Origin of the sequence: Streptomyces sp. SudanB25_2051 (assembly GCF_964272635.1) — a bacterium.
Lineage (GTDB): Bacteria > Actinomycetota > Actinomycetes > Streptomycetales > Streptomycetaceae > Streptomyces.
Window position 1 is genome coordinate 1832960 of sequence record NZ_OZ186787.1, and the last position, 23077, is coordinate 1856036.

Consider the following 23077-nt stretch of genomic DNA (forward strand, 5'->3'; position numbering starts at 1 on the left):
TTTGTGGGGGATCAACAATTCACCCGACGGTTCTTCGTCCTAGTCCCCACGGGCCTCCAGGACCGTCCACAAGAGAGAGTGTGAGGGTGCTCGTACTCGTCGCTCCCGGCCAAGGCGCCCAGTCGCCCGGCTTCCTGACTCCCTGGCTCGACCTCCCCGGCGCCGCCGACCGCGTCGGCGCGTGGTCGGACGCCATCGGCCTCGACCTGGCCCACTACGGCACGAAGGCCGACGCGGACGAGATCCGCGACACCGCGGTCGCCCAGCCCCTGCTGGTCGCCGCGGGCCTGCTCTCCGCCGCCGCGCTCGGCGACGTCGTCCCGGACGCCGTCGCGGGCCACAGCGTCGGCGAGATCACCGCCGCCGCGTTCGCCGGCGTCCTCGACGACACGGCGGCGCTGCGTCTCGTACGGACCCGGGGCCTCGCGATGGCCGACGCGGCCGCCGTGACCCGCACGGGCATGTCGGCGCTGCTCGGCGGCGACCCGGAGGTCACCCTGCCGCACCTGGAGAAGCTCGGTCTGACCGCGGCGAACGTCAACGGCGCCGGCCAGATCGTCGCCGCCGGCACGATGGAGCAGCTGGCCGCCCTCGCGGAGGACAAGCCCGAGGGCGTCCGCCGCGTGGTGGCGCTGCAGGTCGCCGGCGCTTTCCACACCCACCACATGGCGCCCGCGGTGGCCAGGCTGGAGGAGGCCGCCCAGAGCCTCGCCCCGGCCGACCCCCGGGTCGTCTACGTCTCCAACAAGGACGGGCAGACCGTCGCCTCGGGTGCCGATGTCGTCACCCGGCTCGTGGGCCAGGTCGCCAACCCGGTCCGCTGGGACCTGTGCATGGAAACGTTCCAGCGGCTCGGCGCGACCGCGCTGGTCGAGGTGTGCCCGGGCGGCACGCTGACCGGCATCGCCAAGCGGGCCATGCCCGGAGTCAAGACGCTCGCGCTCAAGACCCCCGACGACCTCGACGCGGCACGCGCGCTCATCGCCGAGCACGCCGGCGCCGCCTCCTGAACCGGAGCAAGGAGCCGTAGAGCATGGCGAAGATCAAGCCCAGCAAGGGCGCCCCGTACGCGCGCATCATGGGGGTCGGCGGCTACCGCCCGACCCGCGTCGTGCCGAACGAGGTGATCCTCGAGAAGATCGACTCGTCGGACGAGTGGATCCGCTCGCGCTCCGGGATCGCGACCCGCCACTGGGCGTCGCCCGAGGAGACCGTCACGGCGATGTCCGTCGAGGCGGCCGGCAAGGCGCTGGCGGACGCCGGTGTCAGCCCCGAGCAGATCGGTGGCGTCATCGTCTCCACCGTCTCGCACTTCAAGCAGACCCCCGCCGTCGCCACCGAGATCGCCGACAAGATCACCCCGAGCAAGCCGGCCGCGTTCGACATCTCGGCGGGCTGCGCGGGCTTCGGCTACGGGCTGACGCTCGCGAAGGGCATGGTCGTCGAGGGCTCCGCCGAGTACGTCCTCGTCATCGGCGTGGAGCGGCTCAGCGACCTGACCGACCTGGAGGACCGGGCCACGGCCTTCCTGTTCGGCGACGGCGCGGGCGCGGTCGTGGTCGGCCCGTCCCAGGAGCCGGAGATCGGCCCGACCGTCTGGGGTTCCGAGGGCGACAAGTCCGAGACCATCAAGCAGACCGTGCCGTGGACGGACTACCGCGACGGCACCGTGGAGCGGTTCCCCGCCATCACGCAGGAGGGCCAGGCGGTGTTCCGCTGGGCCGTCTTCGAGATGGCGAAGGTCGCCCAGCAGGCGCTCGACGCGGCCGGGATCACCGCGGCCGACCTGGACGTCTTCATCCCGCACCAGGCCAATATGCGGATCATCGACTCGATGGTGAAGACGCTGAAACTGCCGGAGCACGTCACGGTCGCCCGCGATGTGGAGACCACCGGCAACACCTCGGCCGCCTCGATCCCGCTCGCGATGGAGCGGCTCCTGGCGACCGGGCAGGCGAAGAGCGGTGACACCGCACTCGTCATCGGCTTCGGGGCGGGGCTCGTCTACGCCGCGACGGTCGTTACCCTCCCCTAGGCAACCGTTCCGGTCTCCGTACCGGGCGGAACGCCCATCACCACACTCTGAGAGCACAGAGCTACCCGAACGAAGGAGCGCCACATGGCCGCCACCCTGGAAGAGATCGTCGAGGGTCTCGCCGAGATCGTCAACGAGATCGCCGGCATCCCCACCGAGGACGTCGAGCTCGACAAGTCCTTCACGGACGACCTGGACGTGGACTCCCTGTCCATGGTCGAGGTCGTCGTCGCCGCCGAGGAGCGCTTCGGCGTGAAGATCCCGGACGACGACGTCAAGGGCCTCAAGACGGTCCGCGACGCCGCGGAGTACATCCGCGACCACCAGGCCTGATCGGTTCGCCACCCGGCGGTGGCGCCGTTTTCACGCATACCTCATACACGTGGAGAAAGAATTCCTGTGAGCTCGACCAATCGCACCGTGGTCGTCACCGGTATCGGCGCAACCACACCGCTGGGTGGCGATTCCGCCTCTACCTGGGAGGGCCTGACGTCCGGGCGTTCCGGCGTCAAGCCCCTCGAAGGCGAGCGCTTCGCCGACCTGCCCGTCCGGATCGCCGCCCGTGTGGCGGTCGACCCGCAGGAGATCCTGCCGCGGCCGCTGGCCCGCAAGCTGGACCGCTCCGCGCAGTTCGCCGTCGTCGCCGCGCGTGAGGCGTGGGCCGACGCCGGCTTCACCAGCCCGGCCGGCGAGGAGGCGCAGGTCCGCCCCGAGCGGCTCGGCGCCGTCATCGCCTCCGGCATCGGCGGCGTGACCACCCTGCTCGACCAGTACGACGTACTGAAGGAGAAGGGCGCCCGGCGGGTCTCCCCGCACACGGTGCCCATGCTCATGCCGAACAGCCCCTCCGCCAACGTCGGCCTGGAGGTGAACGCCCAGGCGGGCGTGCACAGCCCCGTGTCGGCGTGCGCGTCGGGCGCCGAGGCCATCGGCTACGCCATCGAGATGATCCGTACGGGCCGTGCCGACGTGGTCGTCGCGGGTGGCACCGAGGCGGCCATCCACCCGCTGCCCATCGCGGCGTTCGCCAACATGATGGCGATGTCCAAGAACAACGACGAGCCCGAGAAGGCCTCCCGCCCGTACGACAAGGGCCGTGACGGCTTCGTGCTGGGCGAGGGCGCCGGTGTGATCGTCCTGGAGTCCGCCGAGCACGCCGCGGCGCGCGGCGCCCGCGTCTACTGCGAGGCGCTCGGCCAGGGCCTGTCCGCCGACAGCCACCACATCGCGCAGCCCGAGCCGACGGGCCGGGGCATCGCCGCCGCCCTGCAGAACCTGCTGGACTCGACGGACCTCAAGCCGTCCGAGGTCGTGCACCTCAACGCGCACGCCACCTCGACGCCGCAGGGTGACGTCGCCGAGGTGAAGGCGCTGCGCAAGGTCCTCGGCGACGACCTCGACCATGTGGCCGTCTCCGCGACCAAGTCGATGACCGGCCACCTGCTGGGCGGCGCCGGCGGCATCGAGACCGTCGCGACGGTCCTCGCGCTGCACCACCGCACGGCCCCGCCGACCATCAACGTCGACGAGCTCGACGAGGAGGTCGACGCGGACATCGTGCGCGGCGAGGCCCGCCGGCTTCCCGAGGGCACCATCGCGGCGATCAACAACTCGTTCGGCTTCGGCGGCCACAACGTCGTCCTGGCCTTCCGCACGGTCTGACGCGGAAGCGGTACGACGCCGGGTCGACGCCGGCAGGACGTGAAGAGGCCCCCGACCCGGAGACGGGTGGGGGCCTCTTCGCGTATGCGTGCGGTACGCGCGCCCGGCGCCGGGGTGCGGAGTGGACCTGCCGGCCGGGACGGCGGGCCGGTCCGGTGGCCCGGTACGGCGGGCCCGTGGTGCCGGGCCAGGTCCGGTGGCCCGCGGTGTTCCGGGGCCGCCGCTCGTGGTGGGCCCGGGGCCGTGGCCCGCGGTGTGCCGGTGCGGTACGGGCGGCGGTGGACCGGGGGTCAGACGACCTGGTGGAGCCAGCGGACCGGGGCGCCCTCGCCGGCGTACCGGAAGGGCTCCAGCTCGTCGTCCCAGGGCTTGCCGAGGAGCTTGGCCACTTCCGCCTCCAGCAGCGTCTCGCCCTGCGCGGAGCGGGCGAGGGCGGCGCGCAGCCGGTCCTCAGGGATCATGATGTCGCCGTGGATGCCGATGACCGCGTGGAAGATGCCCAGGTCAGGGGTGGCGCTGTAGCGCTCGCCCTCGGCGCCGGAGCTGGGCTCGGCGGTCACCTCGAAGCGCAGCATCTGCCAGCCGCGCAGGGCGGAGGCCAGTTTGGACGCGGTGCCCTGCTGCCCCCGCCAGGAGAACTCGGCTCTCCACGTGCCCGGTGAGGCCGGCTGGCGGACCCAGTCGAGCTGGACCCTCGTGCCGAGCACTCCCGCGACCGCCCATTCGACGTGCGGGCACAGCGCGCGCGGCGCGGAGTGGACGTACAGGACTCCACGTGTCGTCACCGGGACCTCCAGTGTGGGACGAGGTTCGCCTTTTCCCAGCGGCCTCAGTAAACAGCATCGGGAGCGAAACTCCGCAAAAGGGACAGCTTGTGACGTGATGTAATTTACCGGAGCCGGTCGGCCAGGCGCCTCTGGTTCGACGGGGAAAAGCTACCGTGCGCCGGGGCGCTTGGGATGACGTACGGTCGGTCCCGTGGCCCGTCGACACGAAGCTTTCACCCGCGAGGGCGGCGCCTGCGCGCCCCCTCCCCCGGTCCCTCCGGTCCGCCGCGCCGTGCGCCGTGCCGCCGCGCTGGCCGGGGCGCTGGCGCTGGTCTGCGGGGCGGCTCTGTCCGGGTGTGTCGGGTCCCCCGAAAGCAGCAACGGCGCGGACGCGGAACGACGTGAGGCCGCACCGGCGCGGCCCAGCCCCTCCCCCACGCCGCTGTGGAATCCGCGCCCGGCGTCCGTGGCCGCCGTGGGCGACTCCATCACGCGGGGCTTCGACGCCTGCGGGCTGCTGACGGACTGTCCGGAGGTGTCGTGGGCGACCGGTTCCGACCCGGCGGTGAACAGCCTGGCGCTGCGGCTGGTCGGGGCGCCCGCGCTCGCGTCCCGCAGCTGGAACCTGGCCAGGTCCGGGGCGCGCGTCGAGGAGCTGCCCGGGCAGATGGCGCTCGCGGCGCGGCACAGGCCCGGACTGGTCACCGTGATGATCGGCGCGAACGACGCCTGCCGGCCGCATGCCGGGCTGATGACGCCGGTCGCGGAGTTCCGGGCGTCGTTCGAGGCGGCGATGGCCCGGCTGCGCGAGGAGGCTCCCCGGACGCAGGTGTACGTGGCGAGCATCCCCGACCTGAGGCGCCTGTGGTCCCAGGGGCGGGAGCACCCGGTGGGTCAGCGGGTGTGGCGGCTCGGGGTGTGCGCGTCGATGCTGGCGGACGCCCAGAACCTCGGCACGGAGGCGCAGCGGCGGCGGGACCGGGTGCGGGAGCGGGTCGTCGCGTACAACGAGGTGCTGCGCGAGGTGTGCGCCCGCGACGAGCGGTGCCGGTACGACGGGGGCGCCGTCTTCGCGTACGCCTTCGACGGGGCGCAGTTGAGCCCCTGGGACGTGTTCCATCCGAGCCGTGACGGGCAGGGGCGGCTCGCGGAGATCGCCTACCGGACCGTCACCGCCGCCCGGCCCCCCCGCGTAGCCGCCCGCTTCCGGCCCGTGCCGCCCGCCGCGCCCCGGAGGGTGGGGCGGGCGGGGCGTCAGTCGAGTTCCAGGGTGACGGCGAGGCGGATGTCGGTGAGGGAGCGGCCCGCGCGGATCTCGTACTGGCCGGGCACCGCGGTCCAGGCGTGCGCCTCCTCGTCCCAGATGTCGAACAGCCGGGGCGCGAGCCTGACCTCCGCCTCAGCGGAGCCGCCGGGGTCGGCCGTGACGGTCGCGAAGCCGGCCAGCCAGCGGGCGGGGCGTTCGACGAGGTCGGCGCGGGGAGCGACGTACAGCTGGATCACCTCGCGGCCGGGGCGGGTGCCGGTGTTGCGGACCCGGACGCGGGCGGTGGTGGGGGTGACGATCAGGGACTCGTACTCCCAGGTCGTGTAGCCGAGGCCATGGCCGAAGGAGTAGGCGGGCGCGGGGCCTTCGGGGTCGCGGTCCCAGGCGCGGTAGCCGATGAACGGGCCCTCGTCGTAGCGCAGTTCGCCGTCGACGGGGGTGACGGTGGTGACGGGCGCTTCGGCGAGGGCGGCCGGCCAGGTGGTGGGGAGGCGCCCGCCGGGCTCCTCGGCGCCGAGGAGGACGTCGGCGAGGGCGGCGCCCCCCTCCTGGCCGGGGAACCAGGTGAGGAGTACGGCGGCCACCTCCTCGCGCCACGGCATCTCGACCGGGGCGCCCGCGTTGACGACGACGACCGTGCGGGGGTTGGCCGCGGCGACGGCGCGCACGAGGTCGTCCTGGCGGCCGGGGAGGCGCAGGTCGGCGCGGTCGAAGCCCTCGGACTCGACGCGTTCGGTGGTGGCGACGACCACGACGGCCGTGTCGGCGTCGCGGGCGGCGGCGACGGCCTCGGCGATCAGCTCGTCGGGGTCGCGGCGCGGCGGCCGGTGCAGCAGCGAGAAGGCGACGGCGGGCAGCGGCGCCGCCGGGTCGTGGGCGACGGTGTGGCGCAGGGACACCTCGACGGGCACGCCCTCGGTGAGGGGGACCGTTCCGCGTTCGACGGGGGCGCCCGTGAACGCCTCGAACGGGTCGCCCTCCCCGCCCGGCTGCTGCGTCCCGTCGTACAGCACGCGTCCGGCGGCGGTCAGCGTGAACGCGCCGACGCCGCGCGTGCCGAACGCGTGGTCGCCGCTCTCGCGCGGGGTGAACGTGCCGGTGACCTCGACGGTGTGCAGCGTCTCGTGGGAGACCCCGTCGGGAAGGTCGGTGCCGACCCACTGGATCTGCCCGGTGGGCAGCGGGACGTCGGCGAGTACGGCGCCGGCCTGGTCGCGGCAGACGGCGCGCAGGGTGAAGCCGGGCCCGGCGGGTTCGGGTTCCTCGGCGAGGTCGGCGCCGGGCGCGTAGGTGAGGGCGGTGCCGTCGGGCAGGGCGGCGGTGAGGCCGTCGAGCGGGGAGACGGTACGGGCGGGGAAGACCTGGGCGGAGCCGCCGCCGAGGACGCGGGCGTCGCGGGCGGCGGCTCCGACGAGGGCGATGCGGCGGACGCGGGCGGGGTCGAGGGGCAGCACGTCGCGCTCGTTGCGGACGAGGACGAAGGAGCGGTGGGCAATCTCGCGGGCCAGGGCCTCGCCGTCCAGCGGCTCCGGCGGCGTCGCGGCCGGTTCGGCTCCCTTCAGGGCGCCGACGCGGGCGGCGAGGCGCAGCACCCGGCGTACGGACCGGTCGACGAGGGCCTCGTCGAGTTCCCCCGACCGCACGGCGGCGGCGAGGGCCTCGCCGTACACGGTGTGCGGGCCCGGCATGGCGACGTCGAGACCGCCGGTGAGCGCCCCGGCGGTGGAGCGGGCGGCGAACCAGTCGGAGACGACGACCCCGTCGAAGCCCCACTCGTCGCGCAGGACGTCGCTCTGGAGGTGCCGGTGCTCGGTCATGGTGACGCCGTTGACCTGGTTGTACGCGGCCATCAGGGCCCAGGGCCGGGCGCATTTGACGATCGCCTCGAACGGGGCGAGGTACAGCTCCCGCAGGGCGCGCGGCGGGACGGTGTTGTCGACGGTGAAGCGGTCGGTCTCGGCGTCGTTGGCGACGAAGTGCTTGACGGTGGCGGCGACCCCGCCGTCCTGGATGCCGCGCACGCAGGCGGCGCCGATCTCTCCGGTGAGGTAGGGGTCCTCGCTGTACGCCTCGAAGTGGCGGCCGCCCAGCGGGGAGCGGTGGAGGTTCACGGTCGGGGCGAGCACGACGTGGACGCCCTTGCGGCGGGCCTCCTGGGCGAGGAGGCGGCCGGCGCGGCGGGCGAGGTCCTGGTCCCAGCAGGCGGCGAGCGCGGTGGGGGACGGCAGGGTGACGGACGGGTCGTCGGCGGTCCAGCGGACGCCCCGGACACCGACGGGGCCGTCGGACATGACGAGGGACGCGAGGCCGACGGCGGGGACGGCGGGCAGCGTCCACATGTCCTGCCCGGCCAGCAGCCGGGCCTTCGTGTCCAGGTCGAGGGCGCCGAGCGCCGCCTCCACCCTCGCCTCCACCCCGGCCTCCGCCGCTTCGTCTGCCGCCATGGTCGTCGTCCCTCCTGTCGTCGGGTGGCGTCCATGGTGAACCGGGGCCTGGCGGACGGTAGGTGTTGTTACGTCTTCGTGACATGCCGGGCGGTCGGTAGGGGGGTGGGGGGATGCCGTACGGTCCTGTCGTCGGGGACAGGGAGGTGAGAGATGACGGCTTCCAGACCCAGGAGCGCGGCGCGGCGGGCGGACATCCTGCGCGCCGCGTCCGAGGTGATCGCGCAGCGCGGCTACCGGGGCGCTTCGCTCGCCGCGGTCGCCGAACGGGCGGGCCTCACCCGGCAGGGTCTGCTGCACCACTTCCCCAGCAAGGCCGAGCTGCTGGTCGCGGTGCTGGAGGAGCGCGACCGGTGGGACACGGGCGGCAGCGGCGCGACGGGCCGGGCGGCCTGGCGGCTGGACCTGCTGGCGACGCTGGTCGACTACAACGTGATGCGGCCCGGCATCGTCCAGACGTTCTCGGCGCTGCTCGGGGAGAGCGTCACGGAGGAGCATCCGGCGCGGGACTTCTTCACCCGCCGCTACGCGCGCGTCCGGGAGGACATGGCGGGGCTGCTGCGGGCCGAGTTCGGGGAGCGGCTGCCGGGCGGGCTCACCCCGGAGCGGGCGGCGCCGCTGCTGACGGCGGTGCTGGACGGGCTCCAGTACCAGTGGCTGCTGGACCCTGAGGCGGTGGACATGGCGGCGGCGTTCCGCGACTTCCTGGGGCTGCTGGGGGTGGAGGAGCCGAAGTAGACGCGTGGTGGCGGGAGTTGCGGTGGGGCCGGGATACTGCCGGGACCCGACGGAAGGACTCCCGTGTCCCGTATGCGTACCACCGCGCCCGGCGCGGCCCTGGCGGCCGTCGCGACCGCGCTGTCCCTCTCCCTGTCCCTCGCCCTCGCCGCGCCGCCCGCCTTCGCCGCGTCGGACGGTAGCGCCGCGTCGGGGGCCCCGGGCGCCGGTGGTCCGGTGCCGGCCGTGTCGGAGCCGGCCGCCCCGGGCCCCGCCGTCGAGGAGGCGCGGCTCGACCGGGACGTGCCGCGCGAGATCCTGCGGCGTTCCGGGTTCGACGGCGAGGCCCCCCGCTTCGCGGCCGCGCTGCGCGGCGCGGAGTCGTACGCGGGCGCCGAGCGGATCGTCGTACGGCACGGGGCCGCGCTGTGGCGGCGGGCCGTCGACCGGGCGCAGGGGCGCGGGCCCGCGGGCGGCGACCTGGCGCGGGACGACGACCGGCCGCTGTACTGGGCGCGGCTGGGCCTGACGCGGGAACTGCGCGCGTGGGAGCCCCGGTTCGCCCTGACGGACGAGGCGCGGGCGCGGCTGCTGGCCCGGCTGGAGTCGGCGTCGCGCGGCCAGGACGCCATCCGCTTCCCGCGAGGGCGGGGTGTGAAGCGGGTGCTGATGACCGGGTTCGACCCGTTCACGCTCGACCGGGACATCCGGATCGGCAACCCGTCGGGCGCGGCCGCGCTCGCCCTGGACGGGACGCTGGTGCGCACCCCGGACGGGGGGTGGGCGCGGGTGGAGGCGGCGGTGTTCCCGGTGCGCTGGCGGGACTTCGCGGACGGCGCGGTGGAGCGGGCGCTGCGGCCGCACCTGCCGCGCGTGGACCTGTTCACCACCGTGAGCCAGGGCCGCGTGGGCCGCTTCGACCTGGAGCGGTTCAACGGCGCCTGGCGGGGCGGCTTCCCGGACAACGAGAACGTGTCGTCGACGGGCCCTGTGCCGGTCGACGACCCGGCGACGCGACCGCAGTGGACGGTGACCAGCCTGCCGTACGAGGCGATCACGGCGGCGGCGACGGGCCCGTACCCGGTGTACGACAACACGCAGGTCACCGAGGTCCCGGCGGGCGGGAGCGCGCCGGTGGTCCGGACGGACGGGCCGACCGCGGGCTCGGCGGCCCGCGCGGGCGGCGGAGGCGACTACCTGTCGAACGAGATCGCTTACCGGGCCACGCTGCTGCGCGACCGGCTGGGCCTCGCGGGGCTGCCGGGCGGGCATGTGCACACGCCGGTGCTGCGGTTCGCGGCGGGCAACACGGACGCGGTCGAGGACGCGGAGCTGGTGCGGAACCGGGCGGCGATCACCGCCCAGGTCCGCGCCGTCATCGCGGTCGCGGCCGGGGCGGCGGGGGACGGCGCGGGCCGGGGATAATCGCCGCATGATCGTTGCAGCGGGCCAGTTCAGCGCCGTACCCGGGGACATCGCCGCCAACGTCGCGACGATGGCGGCGATGGTCCGCGCGGCGGACGGGGCGCGCGTGGTGGTCTTCGCCGAACTCGCGCTCACCGGCTACGAGCTGGAGCGCATCGCCGCCGGTCCCGACCTGTGGGTGACCGCGGACGACGCGCGGCTCGACCCGCTGCGGGAGGCGTGCCGCGCGGAAGGCGCCGCGGCGGTCGTCAACGGGCCCGCCCCGGGCGCCGGTCCGGGCGGCCGGCGCCCGTACCTCACCTCGTACGTCATCGGCCCGGACGGTTCGACGCTCGCCCGCTACGACAAGCAGCACCTCTTCGAGGCGGAGAGCCGGGTGTTCGAGGCGGGCGCGGCGGACGGGCGCTTCACGCTGGACGGGCGCCGGTTCGCGCTCGCCACCTGCTTCGACAACCACTTCCCGGAGCTGGGCGAGCGGGCGGCGGCGGACGGCTGCGCGGTGTACCTGGCGAGTTCGCTGTACGGGACGGGCGACGGGACGCGCGAGCGGGCGACGGTGTACCCGGCGATCGCCCGGCGCTGCGGACTGCCCGTCGTCCTCGCCAACCACGTGGGCGCCGCGGGGCCCTGGACGGGCTGCGGGCGCAGCGCGGTGTGGGGCCCGGACGGCGCTCTGCTGGCCGAGGCGGACCCGGTCGAGCCCGGTCTCGTACGCGCCGACCTCGGCTAGCGGGCCGGGGACCCGGCCCGGCGGGGGCCCGTACGGGCGGGCGCCCGGCCTGCCGGAGGCCCGTACGGGCCGGGGAGGAGGCCAGGGCCCGCCGAGGCCCGTAAGGGGTCAGTCCTTGCGGAAGCCGTACGGGGCGGGAGCGGCCTGGCCGGGGCCGGCGGCCGGGTCGGGCTCCGGCGTCTCCTCGGTGTCGGGCGCGAGTTCACGGGCCATCAGCGTCGCGCCGGCGACGGCGCCCGGCATGAGGAACACGGCGACGAACGGCACCAGGTACGCCAGGGTCAGCGGGACGCCGAAGCCGATGGCCATCATGCGGCGGCCGCGCAGCAGCCGCAGCCGCTCCTTCAGGTCGAGGCGCCGCCGCTGGAGGGCGACGGAGGTGAGCTCCTCGGTGAGGAAGTAGCCGGAGACGCAGAAGCCCAGCACGGGCACGACGGTCTGGCCGACCACCGGGACGAACCCGAGGGCGAACAGCAGGACGCCGTAGAACGCGACGCGCAGCACGATCCGGAGGCTGTCGCGGGCGGAGATCCACAGCTCCCGCCAGAACGGCAGTCCGGACTCCGGGACGCGGCCGCCTTCGGAGCGGTCCACCTCCTCGGACAGGGACTCGTAGAAGGGCTGCCCGACGAGGAGCGTCACCGCCGTGAAGGTGATCACCGCGAGGAACAGTCCGAGGGCGAAGACCAGGGCGGTGAGGAAGCCCCGGAACAGGCCCTGCCAGGGCGACGACCAGTCGTCGGCGAACGGGGTCGCCCACGCGGTCAGGTCGTCCGCGCCGAAGACGAGGCCGGCCAGCGCGCCGGCGTACAGGACGAGGGTGACGAGGCCGGGCAGCAGCCCGAACCCGAACCAGCGGCCGTGCCGTCCGACCCACCGCTGTCCCTGCAGAAGGAAGCCGAAGCCCTTGCCAAGATCACGCATGAGGTCACCCTATCGGGCGGTGCGGCGGCAGGCGGAGGGCCGCGTCCCCGGTTGAGGGGACGCGGCCCGGAAACGCCCAGGGGGGCGGGTGCCGCCCGGGAGCCGACGCCCCCGGGGCGGAAGGCCCCGCCTTGAGGCGACGCCCCGGCGGGGCGGATGCCCCGCGGAGCGCGGCGGCGGGTGTCAGACGGCCAGTTCGACCGTGATGTTGCCGCGGGTGGCCTTCGAGTACGGGCAGACCTGGTGGGCCTTCTCGATCAGCTCGCGGGCCGTGGCGGCGTCGACGTTCGGGATCTTCGCGGAGATCTTCACGATGATCCCGAAGCCGTCGTCGTTCTTCCCTATGCCGACCTCGGCCGTGACCGTGGAGCCGGACACGTCGGCGTTCTCCTGGCGGGCGACCACGCCGAGGGCGCCCTGGAAGCAGGCGCTGTAGCCGGCGGCGAAGAGCTGCTCCGGGTTGGTGCCCGCGCCGGAGCCGCCCATCGCCTTGGGCGGGTTGACGATCACGTCGAGCGCCCCGTCGTCCGTGGCCACGCGGCCGTCCCTGCCGTTCTCGGCGGTGGCGATCGCGGTGTACAGGACGTCGGACTGCTGGATGGACATGTAGAGGTTCCTCCTGTGAAGCGCCGCGACTCGCGCCCACGATCGCGACGGCCTGGGGGGAGCCTAGCGGGTCAGCGAAACGATCATCTTGCCGGTGTTGTCGCCGCGCAGCAGGCCGAGGAAGGCGTCCACGCCGTTCTCCATGCCCTCGACGATCGTCTCGTCGTACTTCAGGGCGCCGGAGCGCAGCCAGCCGGACACCTCCTCGACGAACCGCGGCTGCAGCGCCGCGTGGTCGCCGACGAGCATGCCCTGGAGGCGCAGGCGCTTGCCGATGACAAGGGCCAGGTTGCGCGGGCCGGGGGCGGGCTCCGTGGCGTTGTACTGGGCGATCATGCCGCAGATGGTGACGCGGCCGTGGACGTTGAGCGCGGAGATCGCGGCCTCCAGGTGCTCGCCGCCCACATTGTCGAAGTAGACGTCGATGCCGTCGGGGGCGGCGGCCTTGAGCTGCTCGACGACCGGGCCGTTCTTGTAGTTGAACGCGGCGTCGAAGCCGTACTCCTCCACGAGGCGCTTGACCTTCTGGTCGGAACCGGCGGAGCCGATCACGCGGGAGGCGCCCTTGAGGCGGGCGATCTGGCCGACCTGGCTGCCGACCGCGCCGGCCGCGCCGGAGACGAACACGGCGTCGCCCTCCTTGAAGGAGGCGGTCTCCAGCAGGCCCGCGTAGGCGGTGAGGCCCGTCATGCCGAGCACGCCCAGATAGGCCGTGAGGGGGGCGAGGGAGGCGTCGACCTTGGCGGCGCGCTTCGCCTCCACCTCGGCGTACTCCCGCCAGCCCAGGCCGTGCAGCACGTGGTCGCCCACGGCGAAGCCCTCGGCGTTGGAGGCTATGACCTCGCCGACCGCTCCGCCCTCCATGGGCTGGTCGAGCTGGAACGGCGGGACGTACGACTTGACGTCGTTCATCCGGCCCCGCATGTACGGGTCCACGGAGAAGTGGAGATTCCGGACGAGGATGCGGCCCTCGCCGGGCGCGGCGACCGGCGCCTCGCGGAGCGCGAAGTCCTCCGGGACGGGCCAGCCGTTCGGCCGGGAGACGAGGTGCCATTCACGGCCGGACGCGGGGAGTGCGGACATGCTGCGATCCTCCAGAAGATGCTTCATTACCTGAAACAACCATGCTCCTGGATATTTCATGTTGTCAAGCATGTGGGTAAACTCGTGGACATGGCCAGCACACGCACAGACCCGCTCACCCTCGAGGTCGTGGAGCTCATCGGCACCGTCGTCGCCCGCTACCACGAGGAGTACGAGCAGGCCGCCGCTCAGCACGCGCTGACCGGCGCGCAGGCGCGGGTCCTGAGCCTGCTCGCCCTTGAGCCGCTGCCGATGCGGCGCATCGCCGTGTCGCTGCGGTGCGAGCCGTCGAACGTGACCGGCATCGTGGACCGGCTGGAGGCGCGCGGGCTCGTCGAGCGGCGCCCCGACCCGGCCGACCGGCGCGTCAAGCTGGCCGCCCCCACCGAGGAGGGCCGGGCCACCGCACGCCGCCTGCGCGACGCCCTGGACTTCGCCCGCGAGCCGCTGGCCGGACTGTCCGTCGCGGAGCGGGCCCTGCTGCGGGACCTGCTGCGCCGCATGCTGGGCGAGGACGCCCCGGCCTGAGCCGCGCCGTCACCGTGCCCCCGGCGGGGCCCACGGCGTGTGTCGCGGGTGCCCGGTGGGCGGCGCTTGAGCGAGGCGGGCGCGGTGGGCGGCCCGGCTCGAAGGGCTGCGCGGACGCGTCAGCGGCGCGGGTGCCCGGCGGGGGCGTAAGCGGCGCAGCCGGCCAGGGGACCGTGAGCGGCGCGCGGCCCGGTAGGGGGCCGTGAGCGGCGCGCGGCCCGGTAGGAGGGCCGTGAGCGGCGCGCGGCCCGGTAGGAGGGTCGTGAGCGGCGCGCGGCCCGGCGGGGCTACGGCCGCCGGGCCTGCCGGTGGCCGTCCGGTCCGCCGGGAACGGCGCCCCTCACCAGCACCACCACAGCACCAGCGTGCACGTCTCCGACGGCTCGGGTGCCGGGGTCGCCGTGGCGGACGGGGTCGGGGTGGCCGTCGCCGTGGGGCGCGACTCGGGGTCCTCGGCGGGCGGCGGGGGCACCGCCGTGGGGGACGCGGGCGCGGACGCGGGCGGCTTGTGGCCCACCGGGTTCTTCAGCTCCTCCTTGCCGGACCCGCCACCGCCGCCGGGCGCGTCGGAGTCCGCGCCGGAGCCGGAGCCGGGGCCCGCGCCGGGTCCGCCGCCGGAGCCGGACGCCGAGGAGCGGGGCGTGGCGGAGGAACCGCCGCCGTCGGCCGCGCCGGGAGCGGAGAAGCCGCCCGACGGGGCGGACGCGGAAGGGGTCGCCTGGATCTCCTCGGGGTCCGCGGCGCCGTAGGTGCTGCGCGACGGGTCGGGCAGCGGCGCCGGCAGGGCGAGGTCGTCCTCGCGTACGGACGTGGCCGGGCCGTCGGGGCGGTCCTCCAGGGCCAGCGAGGCCAGGCTCACGGCACCCGCCACCAGCACCAGCCCGGTCACCGACAGCAGCAGGGCGCGCCCGCGCCGCCGGCGGGCCCTGCGTCCGTCCGCCGCGCGCGCGGCACGGCGCGCCCCGGCGCGGCCCGGCGCGCGCCCGTCCGGGGGCTGGGCGCGGCGGGACGCCGGACGCGGCGGCTCCTCGTCGCGGGCGAGCTCGAAGACGGCGTCCGCCGAGGGCGGTCCCGGGTCGTCATGCCGCAGCTCCTCGGCGGGCCTGCCGCATCCGGCGCAGGCCAGCGCCCCGTTGAGGTGCCGCCGGCACTCGTGGCAGTAATCCATGGCGCCCGCAGAGTATGCGCCGCGCGCGCCCCGAGGCCGGGACTCGATGTGAGGATCTTGTGTGGAACGCCCCCGCCCCGGAGCGCCTGCCGGCAGGCGGGCGCCGGATGTGCGGGGGGCTGGGCGGATGCGTACACGTGTACGTGCGGGTGTGCCCGTTCAGGTGCGCCTGTCCGCCTACGTACGCCTCCGAGCGGCAGCCGCCCCGCTCCCACGCGTGCTCACAGCTCGATGCGCAGCTCGTGGATCTCGTCGGCCTTGTGCCCGGCGATCTCGTGGACGCGCTGCACGGCCTCCTTCGACGGCCCCGTGGACAGGCAGTACACCGTGCCGGACTCGGGGTCGGCCCAGGCCCGCTCGAAGTGCACGCCCTCCTTCTTCTCGTTGTCGAGGTCCGCCTGGTGGGCAGCGCGCAGCTGCTCCCCGGTGATGCCCTCGAACCCGCGGTGAACATCCATGTACGTACCCATGGCGCCCGCACCTCCGTCCGGTTCCGGTCCGCAGCCCCCTCCCCCCATGGTGCGCCCCGCCGCCCCGCACGGCGCGCGGGACCGGACCGCCGGCCCCGGTCCGCCACGGGCCGGCGACTGACCCTCCGTCAGGTCCGTACGCCCGACCGGCTCAGCTCAGCGCGCGCGGCGCACGGGGCGGCCGGACGATGCAGACATACACCGCTCTCGGGAGGATCAGCCGTGACCGTCAGCCTTGAGCAGCTCCGCCGCTGCCACGTCGCCGTCGACCTCGGGGCCGCCAGGACCCGCGTCTTCGTGAAGGGGGCCGGGCTCGTCGTGGACGAGCCGAGCGTCGCCGCCGTGAACACCCGTACGGGCGCGCTGATCGCGGTCGGCGCGTTCGCCGAGCGGATGACCGGCCGCACCCCCGGCTACATCCGCGTCGTACGGCCCGTGTCCGGCGGCAGCGTCGTCGACATCGACATGGCGCAGCGGATGCTCCGCAGCCTCCTCGGGGAGCGGCTGCGCCGCCAGCTGCGCCGCAGACCGCTGCTGCGGGCCGCCGCCTGCACCCCGCACGACTGCGACCCGCTCGCCCAGCGCGCGACGGTGGAGACACTGGTGGGCCTCGGCGCCCGGCGGGTCGAGCTGGTGGACACGCTGATCGCGGCGGCGGTCGGCTGCGGGCTGCCCGTGGCGGAGCCGACCGCGACGATGATCCTGGTGTGCGGGGCGGCCACCACGCAGGTGGCCGTGTTGTCGCTGGGTTCGATCGTCACGGCCGAGCGCATCCCCGTGGGCGGCCACGCCATCGACCACGCGGTCATCCAGTACCTGCGCCACCAGCACCAGCTGATGCTGCCCAGCCAGTCCGTGCGGCCGCTGCACCTGGCCCTGCACGGCAACGGCCTGACCGCGCAGGGCCCGGCCTCCACGGAGATCCACGGGCGTGACGTGGCGACGGGCCTCGCGCGGTCCGTCGTCGTGGAGACCGCGGCCGTGCGCCACGCGATCCACACCCCGCTCACCGCCGTCCTGGACGGCATCGGGCGGGTGCTGCGCGACTGCCCGCCCGACCTGGTGGCGGACCTCGCCGAGCGGGGCATCACGATGGTCGGCGGCAGCGCGCGGCTGCCGGGCCTGGACCAGATGCTGCGCGACTCGACGGGGATGCCGGTGCAGATCGCCGAGCGTCCGGACGTGTGCGCGGTCCTCGGCCTGGGCGAGATGCTGGAGGGCCGGGTCGAGCCGCTGACGCTGGACCCGCTGGCGGGCGCCCGCTGACCGGCTGCCCGCTGGCGGGCGCTCGTTGACCGGCCGCCCGCTGGTGGACGTCCGCTGAGCGGCTGCCCGCTGGTGGTCGCCCGTTGACCGGCTGCCCGCTGGTGGGCGCCCGCTGAGCGGCTGCCCGCTGGCGGGCACCCGCTGAGCGGCCGTACGGGACGGGTGCGGGCGGGCGGCCGGCGGCGGGACCGGCCGCCGGGGGCCGCCCGTGTGCGGGCGCGGGCGGGACGTGGCCGGTACCGGCGGCGGTGTCGTCGGTGCCGGCTGCGACCATGGCGGTACAGCCCGTGCAGCGATGCGAGGAGGACGACCCGTGAGTTCCCTCTTTCCGGCGCTCACCGCCGCCCCGGACGGCCACCGCCCGGCCCTGCGGTTCGGCGGACGCGCCCTGACGTACGGCGAACTCCGCGCCGCCGCCGCGGCCCTGGTGCCCCGCCTCACCGGCGCCGGGCGGGTCGCGGTGTGGGCGACGCCGTCCGCCGAGACCGCCGTCGCCGTGGTCGCCGCGCTGCTCGCCGGGGTTCCCGCCGTGCCGCTCAATCCGCGCACCGGCGAGCGGGAGCTGACCCACATCCTCACCGACAGCGCCCCCGCCCTGGTGCTCGCCGCCCCCGGCGACGACCTGCCCGCCCCGCTCGCCGGGCTGCCGCGCGCCGACGTCACGCCGGCCGCGGGCGAGGACGGGCCGCTGCCCGCCGAACCGGACGCCGAGGCGCCCGCCCTGATCGTCTACACGTCCGGCACGACCGGCCCGCCGAAGGGCGCCGTGCTGCCCCGCAGGGCCCTCGCCGCCAGCCTCGACGCGCTCGCCGACGCCTGGGCGTGGACCGCCGACGACGTCCTGGTGCACGCCCTGCCGCTGTTCCACGTCCACGGGCTGGTCCTCGGCGTCCTCGGGCCGCTCCGCCGCGGCGGCAGCGTCCGGCACCTGGGGCGGTTCACCACCGAGGGCGTCGCGCGGGAGCTCGCGGACGGCGGGACGATGCTGTTCGGCGTGCCGACCATGTACCACCGCGTGGCGGAGGCGCTCGGCACGGACGACGCCCTGGTCAAGGCGCTCGCGGGCGCCCGGCTGCTGGTCTCGGGCTCCGCCGCGCTGCCGCTGCCCGACCACGAGCGGATCACCGCCGCGACCGGGCGGCGGGTGATCGAGCGGTACGGCATGACGGAGACGCTCATGAACACGAGCGTCCGCGTCGACGCGGCCCCGGCGCGCCCCGGCTCCGTCGGCACCCCGCTGCCCGGCGTCGCCCTGCGGCTGGTGCGGGACGACGGGACGCCGGTCACCGCGTACGACGGGGAGACCATGGGCGAGGTGCAGGTGCGCGGCCCGAACCTGTTCAGCGGCTATCTGAACCGGCCCGAGGCGACGGCCGCCGCGTTCGACGGGGAGTGGTTCAGGACTGGCGACATGGCCGTGCGGGACCCCGACGGTTCGCTGCGGCTCGTCGGGCGGCGGGCCACGGACCTCATCAAGAGCGGCGGCTTCAAGATCGGCGCCGGTGAGGTGGAGAACGTCCTGCTGGCCCACCCCGCCGTCCGCGAGGCGGCCGTGACGGGCGAGCCGGACCCGGACCTCGGCGAGCGGGTCGTGGCGTGGATCGTCCCGGCGGACCCGGCCGCTCCCCCGCCGCCCGGCGAACTCGCCGACCATGTGGCGGCGCAGCTGGCGCCGCACAAGCGGCCGCGCGCCGTGCGGTACCTGGAGGCGCTGCCCCGCAACGACATGGGCAAGGTCATGAAGCGGGCCCTGCATGTCTGAGACGGCGTCCCGGATGACGGCCCGCGCGGCGATCGCGCTGGTGGCCGACGCGTTCACGGAGCACGCCCCGCCGCCCCCGGAACCGCGCGACCCGGACGGGGGCGCCGGGCCGGACGGGGCCGCCGGGCCGGACGGGCCGCTGGCGTGGGAGGGCTACGGGGCGGCGCGCGCCAGGGCGGCGGAGCGGACCGGCGAGAGCGAGTCGGTCGTGTTCGGCGAGGCCGAGGTGGCCGGGGTGCGGTGCGCGCTGCTGGCGTTCGAGTTCGGCTTCCTCGGCGGCTCGCTGGGCGGACGGACCGGCGACCGCCTGTGCGCGGCGTACCGGCTGGCGCGGGAGCGGCGCATGCCGCTGGTGTCGCTGGTGGCGACCGGCGGGAGCCGGATGCAGGAGGGCATGGTCGCGCTGACGCAGCTGCAGCGGGTGGCCCGCGAGACGGTGCTGCTGCGGGAGGCCGGGCTGCCGCATGTGTCGGTGCTGCGGGACCCGGCGACCGGCGGCGGCTGGGCGACGGTCGGCGCGGGCGCGGACGTGGTGCTGGCGCTGCCGGGCGCGCAGATCGGTTTCGCCGGGGCACGGGTGCGGCCCGCGGACGCCGACCCCGCCGCGTACACGGCGGAGGGGCAGCTCGCCGCGGGGCACGTGGACGCGGTGGTCCCGCCGGACGAGCTGCGGGCCGTACTGGGGCGGTGGCTGACCGGCCTGACCCGGCCCGCGCCCGGCACGGTGCCCCCGCCCGTCCTGCCGGGGGGCGGCGGGGAACTGCCGGAGAGCGGGTGGGAGGCGGTGCTGCGGGCCCGGGACGCGGCGCGGCCGCGGGCGGAGGCGTATCTGGAGGCGTACTTCGACGCGCGGCTGCCCCTGACCGGCGACCGGTGCGGCGGCACGGACCCCGGCATGCTGTGCGGGGTGGGCCTGCGCGACGGGCACGGCGTCGTGTTCGCGGCGCAGTGCGGTACGGCGACCCGCCCGGCCGGGTACCGCACGGCGGCGCGGGCCCTCCGGCTCGCGGACCGGCTGGGCCTGCCGGTGCTGACCCTGGTGGACACGCCGGGTGCGGCGAACGACGCGGAGGCGGAGCGCTCCGGCGCGGGCGCGGCCATCGCGGAGGTGTTCGCGGCGGTCGCCGGGGCGCGGGTCCCGGTGACGACGCTGCTCGTCGGGGAGGGCGGCTCGGGCGGCGCGCTGGCCCTCGCGGCGCCGGGCAACACCTGGGCGACGCGCGACAGCTACTTCTCGGTCATCGCCCCGGAGTTGGCCGCCGCGATACTGAAGCGCCCGCCCGAGGAGGCGCCCCGCACGGCCGGGCAACTGCGGCTGCGGCCCCAGGACCTGGTGGAGCTGGGCATCGTACGCGGCATCGTGTGACGCCCCGGGCGGGGCGGCGGCACAGGCGCCCGACGCCCCGCCGCGCGAGGCCTTGAGCGCGCCCGCCGCCTGACGCCGACCGCGTACCGCCCGGCCGCGTACCGCCCCGCCGCGCGACGCCCCCGCCGGCTCGGCGCGCCCCGGTCTACCGCGCGCCGTCCTCCGGGGCCTCCAGGGCCAGTGCCGCCTCGTCCAGGGCGGCGGCGAGGTCCCGGAGGCGGGTGCGCAGGTCGCGGATCTCCTCCAGGCTCATCCCCGTCACCTCCGCCATCCGGCGCGGCACGCCCAGCGCCCGCTCCCGCAGGGCCGCGCCCGACTCGGTGGGCCGCACGGTGACGGACCGCTCGTCCTGCGGGCTGCGGCGGCGCTCCACGTACCCGGCCGCCTCCAGCCGCTTCAGCAGCGGCGAGAGCGTCCCGGAGTCGAGGCGCAGGTGCGCGCCGATGCGCTTGACCGGCAGTTCGCCGTGCTCCCACAGCACCAGCATCACCAGGTACTGCGGGTAGGTGAGCCCCAGCTCCTTGAGGGCGACGCGGTAGACGCCGTTGAAGGCGCGGGTCGCGGCGTGCAGCGAGAAGCAGATCTGGTGGTCGAGGCGGAGGAAGTCCTCGTCCCGTACGCCTCCGGCCGGGTCGGTGTGGTGCATGCCACCAGGCTACCGCCACCCAATTAAGTTGTGCGCAATTGAATTGCTTGCTACAAAAGACGGGCGGACACCGCGCACCCCACACCACCGAGAGGACGGGACCCCCATGGACGCCCTGTACACCGCCGTCGCCACCGCCAACGGCCGCGAGGGCCGCGCCGTCAGCTCCGACGGCCAGATAGACCTGCCGCTCGGCTTCCCCAAGGCCCTGGGCGGCAACGGGCAGGGCACCAACCCGGAGCAGCTGTTCGCCGCCGGTTACGCCGCCTGCTTCGCCAGCGCCATGGGCGCGATCGGCCGCCAGGAGAAGATCGACGTCAAGGACGCCTCCGTGACCGCCGAGGTGAGCATCGGCAAGGACACCGACGGCGGCTTCGGCCTCGCCGTGGTGATGCGCGTGGAGCTGCCGGACCACCTCCAGGGCGAGGCCGGCCGCGAGCTGCTGGAGAAGACCCACGCGTACTGCCCGTACTCCAAGGCCACGCGCGGCAACATCGACGTGCGGATCGTCGCCGAGTGACCCGTCCCGGCACGCCGTAGACGGCCGAAGGGCCCCGGACCGTCCAGGTCCGGGGCCCTCGCGCGCACGGGGCGTCACCCGTCCAGTCCGGGCCACCCTCCGACGGCCGCGCCCGCCAGGCCGCGCGCCCGGTAGCTCTCGCCCTCCAGCGTGACGACCTCCGCGTGGTGGACGAGCCGGTCGACGGTGGCCGAGGCGATTCCGGCGTCGCCGAACACCTCCGCCCAGCGCCCGAAGGGCCGGTCGCTGGTGACGATCAGCGAGGCCCGCTCGTAGCGGTGCGCGACCAGCTGGAAGAAGAGGTTCGCGGACTCCGGGTCGAACGGTACGTACCCCAGCTCGTCCACGACCAGCAGCGCGTACGCGTCGAGCGCGGCCAGCTCGTCGGCGAGCCGCCCCGCCTCCTTGGCGCGCCGCAGCCGGGCGCCCCACTCCGGCGCGGGGGCGAACAGGACCCGGCGCCCGGCCTCGCAGGCCCGCACCCCGAGCGCGACCGCCAGATGCGTCTTGCCGGTGCCGGGGCCGCCGAGGAACACCACGTTCTCGCGGCGGGCGACGAAGTCCAGCCGGCCGAGCCGGTCGAGGACCAGCGGGTCGGGGGCGCGCAGGCGTGTGGCGTCGAACGCCTCCAGCTCCTTGCGCGCGGGGAAACCGGCCGCGGCGATCCGCGCCTCCGTCCCGGAAGCCGCCTGCCCGGCGCCGCCGTACCCGTTCGCCCGCTGCTCCGGCACCCCCCGCTCCGGTACCGCGGGCCGGGGCAGGACCAGCGTCGGCGCCGCCTCATCCGACGCGTCGTCACCGCCGTGGCCGCGGGCGCGGTCCGGACCTCCGCACCGGCCCTCGCGGCCGGCGCCCGGATCCCCGTGACCGCCGTACCGGTCCCCGCCGTCGCCGTACGGTTCCGCGTCGCCGCCGCTGCGGCCCCGGTCGTCCCCGGACGGCCTGGCTCCGGGCTCCGGGGCACCCGGGTGCGGGGCCGGGTCGCCGCCCTTCGTGTGGGCCTTGGTGCCGTGCTCGTGGGCGTTCATCGGGCCGGACATGTACGCCAGGATCAGCGCCGAGCCGATGAACGCCATGTGGATCACCGTGCCCCACAGCAGGTCGTGCTCGGGCGTGTGGTGCACGTCCACGAACATCTGGAGCAGGTGGACCGACGAGATGCCGACGATCGCGGTCGCCAGCTTCACCTTCAGGACGTTGGAGTTGACGTGCGACAGCCACTCCGGCTGGTCGCGGTGGCCCTGGAGGCCGATGCGCGACACGAACGTCTCGTAGCCGCCGATGATCACCATGATCAGCAGATTGGCGATCATCACCACGTCCACCAGCTTGAGCACCGCCAGCATGACGTGGGTCTCGTCCACCTGGCCGCTGATGACATGGGCGACCAGCTTCCACAGTTCGCTGAAGAACTTGTAGACGTACACGCCCTGCGCGGCCACCAGCCCGAAGTACAGCGGGGCCTGGAGCCAGCGGGTGGCGAACAGCGCGTACCCGAGCGTCGTCATGGGCGACCCGGCGGCGCGGGCCGCACCGCCGGGACGGCCCGCGCCGGAAGGGGCGGAAGGCTCGGAAGGGGTGGAGGGGGCGTGGGACGGGGACGGCGGGTCGAGACGGGGCACCGGCATCTCCTGCATCTCCTGCTTTCCTGCATCTCCTGCGGCGGCTCGCGCGGGGCGAGCGGGCGAGGC

At 75.2% G+C, this 23077-nt stretch carries 21 protein-coding genes and 1 pseudogene; 13 read left to right on the forward strand and 9 right to left on the reverse strand.

The window, feature by feature from the left end:
* Positions 1 to 86 precede the first annotated feature (86 nt).
* From ACSUPT_RS08130 to fabF, 4 genes are all read left to right on the forward strand, one after another.
* Entirely contained in the window at positions 87 to 1010 is a 924-nt protein-coding gene (locus ACSUPT_RS08130) for an ACP S-malonyltransferase (protein WP_351967584.1), read from the forward strand.
* A gap of 23 nt (positions 1011 to 1033) precedes the next feature.
* Entirely contained in the window at positions 1034 to 2035 is a 1002-nt protein-coding gene (locus ACSUPT_RS08135) for a ketoacyl-ACP synthase III (RefSeq protein ID WP_351967583.1), read from the forward strand.
* Between the two features lie 84 nt (positions 2036 to 2119).
* Positions 2120 to 2368, forward strand: a complete 249-nt coding sequence (locus tag ACSUPT_RS08140) for an acyl carrier protein (RefSeq protein WP_351967582.1) — start codon at positions 2120 to 2122, stop codon at positions 2366 to 2368.
* Positions 2369 to 2434: 66 nt separating this feature from the next.
* Positions 2435 to 3697, forward strand: coding sequence for a beta-ketoacyl-ACP synthase II (fabF, locus tag ACSUPT_RS08145; RefSeq protein ID WP_351967581.1), 1263 nt, complete (start codon positions 2435 to 2437; stop codon positions 3695 to 3697).
* A gap of 290 nt (positions 3698 to 3987) precedes the next feature.
* Here fabF and ACSUPT_RS08150 read toward each other — a convergent pair whose 3' ends face one another.
* Entirely contained in the window at positions 3988 to 4482 is a 495-nt protein-coding gene (locus tag ACSUPT_RS08150) for a DUF3145 domain-containing protein (RefSeq protein WP_351967580.1), read from the reverse strand.
* A 274-nt stretch (positions 4483 to 4756) separates the two neighbouring features.
* Here ACSUPT_RS08150 and ACSUPT_RS08155 point away from each other — a divergent pair.
* A pseudogene (locus ACSUPT_RS08155) lies at positions 4757 to 5656 on the forward strand (GDSL-type esterase/lipase family protein); the annotation flags it as partial.
* A 62-nt stretch (positions 5657 to 5718) separates the two neighbouring features.
* On the opposite strand, the gene ACSUPT_RS08160 reads toward ACSUPT_RS08155, so the two are convergent.
* Positions 5719 to 8175, reverse strand: a complete 2457-nt coding sequence (locus ACSUPT_RS08160) for a beta-glucosidase family protein (RefSeq protein ID WP_436943894.1) — start codon at positions 8173 to 8175, stop codon at positions 5719 to 5721.
* A 153-nt stretch (positions 8176 to 8328) separates the two neighbouring features.
* On the opposite strand from ACSUPT_RS08160, the gene ACSUPT_RS08165 reads away from it, so the two are divergent.
* The 3 genes from ACSUPT_RS08165 to ACSUPT_RS08175 all read left to right on the forward strand — a co-directional run bounded on the left by ACSUPT_RS08165 (position 8329) and on the right by ACSUPT_RS08175 (position 11047).
* Positions 8329 to 8913 carry a TetR/AcrR family transcriptional regulator gene (locus ACSUPT_RS08165; protein WP_436943896.1) on the forward strand — a complete coding sequence of 195 codons (585 nt, stop codon included), beginning with the start codon at positions 8329 to 8331 and terminating at the stop codon, positions 8911 to 8913.
* 72 nt (positions 8914 to 8985) lie between these two features.
* Positions 8986 to 10317 carry a pyroglutamyl peptidase gene (locus ACSUPT_RS08170; protein ID WP_436943897.1) on the forward strand — a complete coding sequence of 444 codons (1332 nt, stop codon included), beginning with the start codon at positions 8986 to 8988 and terminating at the stop codon, positions 10315 to 10317.
* A 7-nt stretch (positions 10318 to 10324) separates the two neighbouring features.
* Positions 10325 to 11047 (forward strand): carbon-nitrogen hydrolase family protein, encoded by a 723-nt coding sequence (locus ACSUPT_RS08175; protein ID WP_399217186.1) that lies wholly within the window; start codon positions 10325 to 10327, stop codon positions 11045 to 11047.
* 108 nt (positions 11048 to 11155) lie between these two features.
* On the opposite strand, the gene ACSUPT_RS08180 is transcribed toward ACSUPT_RS08175, so the two are convergent.
* The 3 genes from ACSUPT_RS08180 to ACSUPT_RS08190 form a co-directional block, all read right to left on the reverse strand.
* Positions 11156 to 11971, reverse strand: a complete 816-nt coding sequence (locus ACSUPT_RS08180) for an EI24 domain-containing protein (protein ID WP_361659828.1) — start codon at positions 11969 to 11971, stop codon at positions 11156 to 11158.
* Between the two features lie 183 nt (positions 11972 to 12154).
* Positions 12155 to 12577 carry an organic hydroperoxide resistance protein gene (locus ACSUPT_RS08185; protein WP_436943899.1) on the reverse strand — a complete coding sequence of 141 codons (423 nt, stop codon included), beginning with the start codon at positions 12575 to 12577 and terminating at the stop codon, positions 12155 to 12157.
* A gap of 63 nt (positions 12578 to 12640) precedes the next feature.
* Positions 12641 to 13660: an NADP-dependent oxidoreductase gene (locus ACSUPT_RS08190; RefSeq protein ID WP_436943901.1), complete on the reverse strand. Its 1020-nt coding sequence runs from the start codon at positions 13658 to 13660 to the stop codon at positions 12641 to 12643.
* Positions 13661 to 13750: 90 nt separating this feature from the next.
* Here ACSUPT_RS08190 and ACSUPT_RS08195 point away from each other — a divergent pair, with 90 nt between their 5' ends.
* A complete protein-coding gene (locus ACSUPT_RS08195; protein WP_351967572.1) occupies positions 13751 to 14188 on the forward strand; it encodes a MarR family winged helix-turn-helix transcriptional regulator in 438 nt (145 codons plus the stop codon).
* Positions 14189 to 14528: 340 nt separating this feature from the next.
* On the opposite strand, the gene ACSUPT_RS08200 is transcribed toward ACSUPT_RS08195, so the two are convergent.
* Together ACSUPT_RS08200 and ACSUPT_RS08205 are read right to left on the reverse strand one after the other, a co-directional pair.
* A complete protein-coding gene (locus ACSUPT_RS08200) occupies positions 14529 to 15356 on the reverse strand; it encodes an SCO2400 family protein (RefSeq protein WP_436943903.1) in 828 nt (275 codons plus the stop codon).
* 221 nt (positions 15357 to 15577) lie between these two features.
* Entirely contained in the window at positions 15578 to 15826 is a 249-nt protein-coding gene (locus tag ACSUPT_RS08205) for an SCO4226 family nickel-binding protein (RefSeq protein WP_351967570.1), read from the reverse strand.
* 222 nt (positions 15827 to 16048) lie between these two features.
* On the opposite strand from ACSUPT_RS08205, the gene ACSUPT_RS08210 reads away from it, so the two are divergent.
* From ACSUPT_RS08210 to ACSUPT_RS08220, 3 genes are all read left to right on the forward strand, one after another.
* Entirely contained in the window at positions 16049 to 17092 is a 1044-nt protein-coding gene (locus ACSUPT_RS08210; protein WP_351967569.1) for a rod shape-determining protein, read from the forward strand.
* A gap of 313 nt (positions 17093 to 17405) precedes the next feature.
* Positions 17406 to 18854, forward strand: a complete 1449-nt coding sequence (locus tag ACSUPT_RS08215; protein ID WP_361659836.1) for an acyl-CoA synthetase — start codon at positions 17406 to 17408, stop codon at positions 18852 to 18854.
* Positions 18847 to 20220 carry a carboxyl transferase domain-containing protein gene (locus tag ACSUPT_RS08220; protein ID WP_436943906.1) on the forward strand — a complete coding sequence of 458 codons (1374 nt, stop codon included), beginning with the start codon at positions 18847 to 18849 and terminating at the stop codon, positions 20218 to 20220. The genes ACSUPT_RS08215 and ACSUPT_RS08220 overlap by 8 nt, the downstream gene beginning before the upstream one ends.
* A gap of 145 nt (positions 20221 to 20365) precedes the next feature.
* Here ACSUPT_RS08220 and ACSUPT_RS08225 read toward each other — a convergent pair whose 3' ends face one another.
* On the reverse strand, positions 20366 to 20866 hold the full coding sequence (locus ACSUPT_RS08225; protein ID WP_351967566.1) for a MarR family winged helix-turn-helix transcriptional regulator: 501 nt from the start codon (positions 20864 to 20866) through the stop codon (positions 20366 to 20368).
* A gap of 106 nt (positions 20867 to 20972) precedes the next feature.
* On the opposite strand from ACSUPT_RS08225, the gene ACSUPT_RS08230 reads away from it, so the two are divergent.
* A complete protein-coding gene (locus ACSUPT_RS08230) occupies positions 20973 to 21386 on the forward strand; it encodes an organic hydroperoxide resistance protein (RefSeq protein WP_351967565.1) in 414 nt (137 codons plus the stop codon).
* Between the two features lie 74 nt (positions 21387 to 21460).
* Here the strand turns inward: ACSUPT_RS08230 and istB are convergent, their stop codons facing one another.
* Positions 21461 to 23023: an IS21-like element helper ATPase IstB gene (gene istB / locus ACSUPT_RS08235; protein ID WP_436943908.1), complete on the reverse strand. Its 1563-nt coding sequence runs from the start codon at positions 23021 to 23023 to the stop codon at positions 21461 to 21463.
* Between the last annotated feature and the right edge of the window lie 54 nt (positions 23024 to 23077).

Excerpts from the sequence above, each read along its gene's own strand:
- ACSUPT_RS08230 (WP_351967565.1), top strand. The coding sequence starts at position 20,973 with ATGGACGCCCTGTACACCGCCGTCGCCACCGCCAACGGCCGCGAGGGC.
- ACSUPT_RS08160 (WP_436943894.1), bottom strand. The coding sequence starts at position 8,175 with ATGGCGGCAGACGAAGCGGCGGAGGCCGGGGTGGAGGCGAGGGTGGAG.
- ACSUPT_RS08200 (WP_436943903.1), bottom strand. The coding sequence starts at position 15,356 with ATGGATTACTGCCACGAGTGCCGGCGGCACCTCAACGGGGCGCTGGCC.
- ACSUPT_RS08180 (WP_361659828.1), bottom strand. The coding sequence starts at position 11,971 with ATGCGTGATCTTGGCAAGGGCTTCGGCTTCCTTCTGCAGGGACAGCGG.
- ACSUPT_RS08185 (WP_436943899.1), bottom strand. The coding sequence starts at position 12,577 with ATGTCCATCCAGCAGTCCGACGTCCTGTACACCGCGATCGCCACCGCC.
- ACSUPT_RS08190 (WP_436943901.1), bottom strand. The coding sequence starts at position 13,660 with ATGTCCGCACTCCCCGCGTCCGGCCGTGAATGGCACCTCGTCTCCCGG.
- ACSUPT_RS08135 (WP_351967583.1), top strand. The coding sequence starts at position 1,034 with ATGGCGAAGATCAAGCCCAGCAAGGGCGCCCCGTACGCGCGCATCATG.
- ACSUPT_RS08140 (WP_351967582.1), top strand. The coding sequence starts at position 2,120 with ATGGCCGCCACCCTGGAAGAGATCGTCGAGGGTCTCGCCGAGATCGTC.
- ACSUPT_RS08165 (WP_436943896.1), top strand. The coding sequence starts at position 8,329 with ATGACGGCTTCCAGACCCAGGAGCGCGGCGCGGCGGGCGGACATCCTG.
- ACSUPT_RS08225 (WP_351967566.1), bottom strand. The coding sequence starts at position 20,866 with ATGCACCACACCGACCCGGCCGGAGGCGTACGGGACGAGGACTTCCTC.
- ACSUPT_RS08205 (WP_351967570.1), bottom strand. The coding sequence starts at position 15,826 with ATGGGTACGTACATGGATGTTCACCGCGGGTTCGAGGGCATCACCGGG.
- ACSUPT_RS08170 (WP_436943897.1), top strand. The coding sequence starts at position 8,986 with ATGCGTACCACCGCGCCCGGCGCGGCCCTGGCGGCCGTCGCGACCGCG.
- ACSUPT_RS08175 (WP_399217186.1), top strand. The coding sequence starts at position 10,325 with ATGATCGTTGCAGCGGGCCAGTTCAGCGCCGTACCCGGGGACATCGCC.
- ACSUPT_RS08195 (WP_351967572.1), top strand. The coding sequence starts at position 13,751 with ATGGCCAGCACACGCACAGACCCGCTCACCCTCGAGGTCGTGGAGCTC.
- istB (WP_436943908.1), bottom strand. The coding sequence starts at position 23,023 with ATGCAGGAGATGCCGGTGCCCCGTCTCGACCCGCCGTCCCCGTCCCAC.
- ACSUPT_RS08220 (WP_436943906.1), top strand. The coding sequence starts at position 18,847 with ATGTCTGAGACGGCGTCCCGGATGACGGCCCGCGCGGCGATCGCGCTG.